Origin of the sequence: Actinophytocola sp. (assembly GCF_036402745.1) — a bacterium.
In the GTDB taxonomy this organism is placed as follows: domain Bacteria; phylum Actinomycetota; class Actinomycetes; order Mycobacteriales; family Pseudonocardiaceae; genus Actinophytocola.
Genome location: NZ_DASWSJ010000357.1, coordinates 1 through 3,483 on the forward strand (window position 1 = coordinate 1; position 3,483 = coordinate 3,483).

Genomic DNA, 3,483 nt, shown 5'->3' on the forward strand with positions numbered 1-3,483 from the left:
GCGATGATCCGTCTGATGTCCACCCGCCTCGCCGGCCAGGCTGTCCACTGGTCCAACGCCACCGAACGCGAGGCCGCTCACCGACTCAACCTGGAGGCTCAACTCGCACCGTAACCACCCGCATACCCAACAGTCTCTTAGGCGGCGCGAGGTTCGGCTGGTTGTCAACACCGGGAATGCGCTGGTTGGCCGTCGCCGACCGGGCCCGCCAGCGGCTAGGGTCCGCACCCAGCCGCACCAATGGAGGGCAGCCATGTCAGTCCGTCGCGCCGCGGTGGCGCTTCTGGTTCCGCTCGTCGTCGCCGGGCTGACGACCAGCCCGGCGGTCGCCGATCCGGGGCAGCACGACCAACCGGAGGCGTTGCACTCGCTGCGCGGGCCGGTCACCGACGAGAACTTCTACTTCGTCATGGCCGACCGGTTCGCCAACGGCAACACCGCCAACGACCTGGGCGGGCTGCCGAACGACCCGCTGGTGTCCGGCTTCGACCCGACGAGGAAGGGCTTCTACAACGGCGGCGACCTCGCGGGGCTGCGGGACCGGCTGAGCTACATCCAGGGCCTGGGCACCACGTCGATCTGGCTGACGCCGAGCTTCAAGAACAAGGCCGTGCAGCTCGAGGACGGGCCGTCGGCCGGCTACCACGGCTACTGGATCACCGACTTCACCCAGATCGACCCGCACCTCGGCACCAACGCCGACCTCGCGGCGCTGGTGAAGGACGCACACAAGCGCGGCATGAAGGTCTACTTCGACATCATCACCAACCACACCGCGGACGTCATCGGCTACCAGGAGGGCGCGCGCAAGGCGTACACGTCCAAGGACGTCGCGCCCTACACCGACGCCTCGGGTGCGCCGTTCGACGACCGGGACTTCGCGGGCGGCCACACCTTCCCGGCGCTCGACCCGGCCACGTCGTTCCCGTACAAGCCCGTGCTCGACCCGGCGGAGCAGAACCTGAAGGTGCCCGCCTGGCTCAACGACGTGACGCTGTACCACAACCGCGGCGACACGACGTTCACCGGCGAGAACTCCCAGTACGGCGACTTCTTCGGCCTCGACGACCTGTTCACCGAGAACCCGCGGGTCGTCGACGGCATGGCCGAGATCTACGAGCGCTGGATCGCCGACTTCGGCGTCGACGGCTTCCGGATCGACACGATGAAACACGTCGACGACGAGTTCTGGCAGTCGTTCGGGCCGCGGATCCTGAAGTTCGCCAAGGCCCACGGCAAGCGCGAGTTCTTCATGTTCGGCGAGGTGTTCGACACCACGAAGAGCTACACGTCGCACTTCACCACGACCGACCGGATGCAGTCGGTGCTCGACTTCCCGTTCCAGGCGGCGGCGCGGCAGTTCGCCTCGGGCGGCGGCCCGACCGACGCGCTGGCGACGTTCTTCGCCGGCGACGACTGGTACACCGACGCCGACTCGAACGTCTACGAGCTGCCGACGTTCCTCGGCAACCACGACATGGGCCGGTTCGGCAGCTTCGTGGTGGCGGACAACCCGGGCGCGGGTGACGCGGAGTGGGTGTCGCGGGACCGGCTCGGGCACGAGCTCATGTACTTCTCGCGCGGCAACCCGGTGATCTACTACGGCGACGAGCAGGGCTTCACCGGCCCGGGCGGGGACCAGGACGCGCGGCAGACGCTGTTCGCCTCGCGGGTGCCGGACTACCTCGACGACGACCTGCTGGGCACCACGTCGACGCACGCGTCGGACAACTTCGTCACCACGCACCCGCTGTACCGGTCGATCGGCACGCTCGCGTCGGTGACGCGCGCACATCCAGCACTGCGGGACGGGACCCAGCAGAGCCGGCTGTCCTCGACGGGCGCCGGGGTCTACGCGTTCTCCCGGATCGACCGCGGCAAGCAGCGGGAGTACGTGGTGGCGCTGAACAACAGCGAGGCCCCGGCGACCGCGGCGATCCCGACGTACACCTCGCGGCAGGGCTACAGCCGGGTGTACGGCTCGGGCCCGGCGCGGCTTTCCTCCGGCAGCGACGGGAAACTGAGCGTCACCGTGCCCGCGCTGTCCACTGTGGTCTACGCGCTCGACGGCCGGATCCCGCGCTCGCACAGCGCGCCGGCCGTCTCGCTCGGGACGCCGACGCCGGCCGCCGCGTCGCGGGGGCGGATGGAGGTCACCGCGTCGGTCGGCGGCTCGTCGCTGTACGAGGTGACGTTCGAGGCGCGCGTGGGCGGCGGCCGGTGGCAGCCGATCGGGACCGACGACAACGCGCCGTACCGGGTGTTCCACGACGTCTCGTCGCTGACGCCGGGCACGCCGGTCGAGTACCGGGCCGTGGTGCTGGACAACGCCGGGCACACCCGGTCGGCGCCGTCGGTCCGCTCGCGGGTTCCCGCGCCGGTGCTGACGATCGAGGCGCCGGCCGAGGGCGGCGGCGTGCGCGGGACGGTCGAGGTGCGCGCGGTGGCCGACCCGGAGAAGGCCTCGCACGTCGTGTCGTTCGAGCGCAGCGTCGCCGGCGGCCCGTGGACCGCGATCGGCAGCGACGACTCGTCGCCTGCCTACACGGTGTTCGACGACCTCGGCTCGCTCGGGCTCGCGCCCGGGACGTCGGTGGCGTACCGGGCGACGCTGCCGGGCGGCGTGGTCAGTGCGCCGCGGACGGTCCGCTACGCCGGCCCGCCGCTGGAGACGGCGACGCTGCGGTACTTCCGGCCGGCGGGCGACTACGGCCAGTGGGGCCTGCACCTGTGGGGCGACGCGGTGGACCCGACGGCGCTGGCGCAGATCGCGTGGGACCACCCGTGGCCGCCGACCCGGATCGAGAACGGCTGGGCGGTGTATGAGATCCCGCTGGTGGACGACACGAAGCCGGTGAACTTCATCCTGCACCTGCCGAGCGGCGACACGGTCCCGGACTCCCGCGAGCCCGGCGGCGACCGCTCGTTCCTGCCGATCAACACCCCGGAGGTCTGGCTCAGGCAGGGCGACCCGACGGTCTACCCGACCCAACCCGGCGGCTGACCCGCGAGCGCCCGCGGTGGCTCGTTCACCGCGGGCGCTAGGTTTGCCGGCGTGGCGGGTAAGGGAACGCCGGCGACCGCGTTGCTCGTCAAGCAGCGGGTGCCGCATCAGGTGCACGAATACGCGCACGATCCGCGGTCGGCGTCGTACGGGACCGAGGCGAGTGAGCTGCTCGGGCTGCCGGCGGAGCGGGTGTTCAAGACGCTGGTGGCCGAGGTCGACGGGGCGCTGACAGTCGGGGTCGTGCCGGTCGCGGGGCAGCTGGACCTCAAGGCGCTGGCCGCTGCGGCGGGTGGCAAGAAGGCGCGGATGGCCGAGGTCGCCGCGGCCGAGCGCGCCACCGGGTACGTGGCAGGCGGGATCTCGCCGCTCGGGCATCGCAAGCGGTTGCCGGTCGTGGTGGACAGCTCGGCGACCGGCTTCGAGACGGTCTTCTGCAGCGGTGGGCGGCGCGGGCTGGAGATCGAGCTGGCGCCGGG

General features: G+C 71.3%; 2 protein-coding genes. Both read left to right on the top strand.

Translation table 11 applies throughout. From position 1 onward, the window contains the following. The first annotated feature begins 253 nt into the window (after positions 1-253). A complete protein-coding gene (locus VGD70_RS32050; protein ID WP_331088016.1) occupies positions 254-3,004 on the top strand; it encodes an alpha-amylase family glycosyl hydrolase in 2,751 nt (916 codons plus the stop codon). A 51-nt stretch (positions 3,005-3,055) separates the two neighbouring features. Beyond that, positions 3,056-3,483, top strand: a 428-nt coding sequence (gene ybaK, locus VGD70_RS32055) for a Cys-tRNA(Pro) deacylase (RefSeq protein WP_331088018.1), incomplete at its 3' end; no start/stop codon positions are given.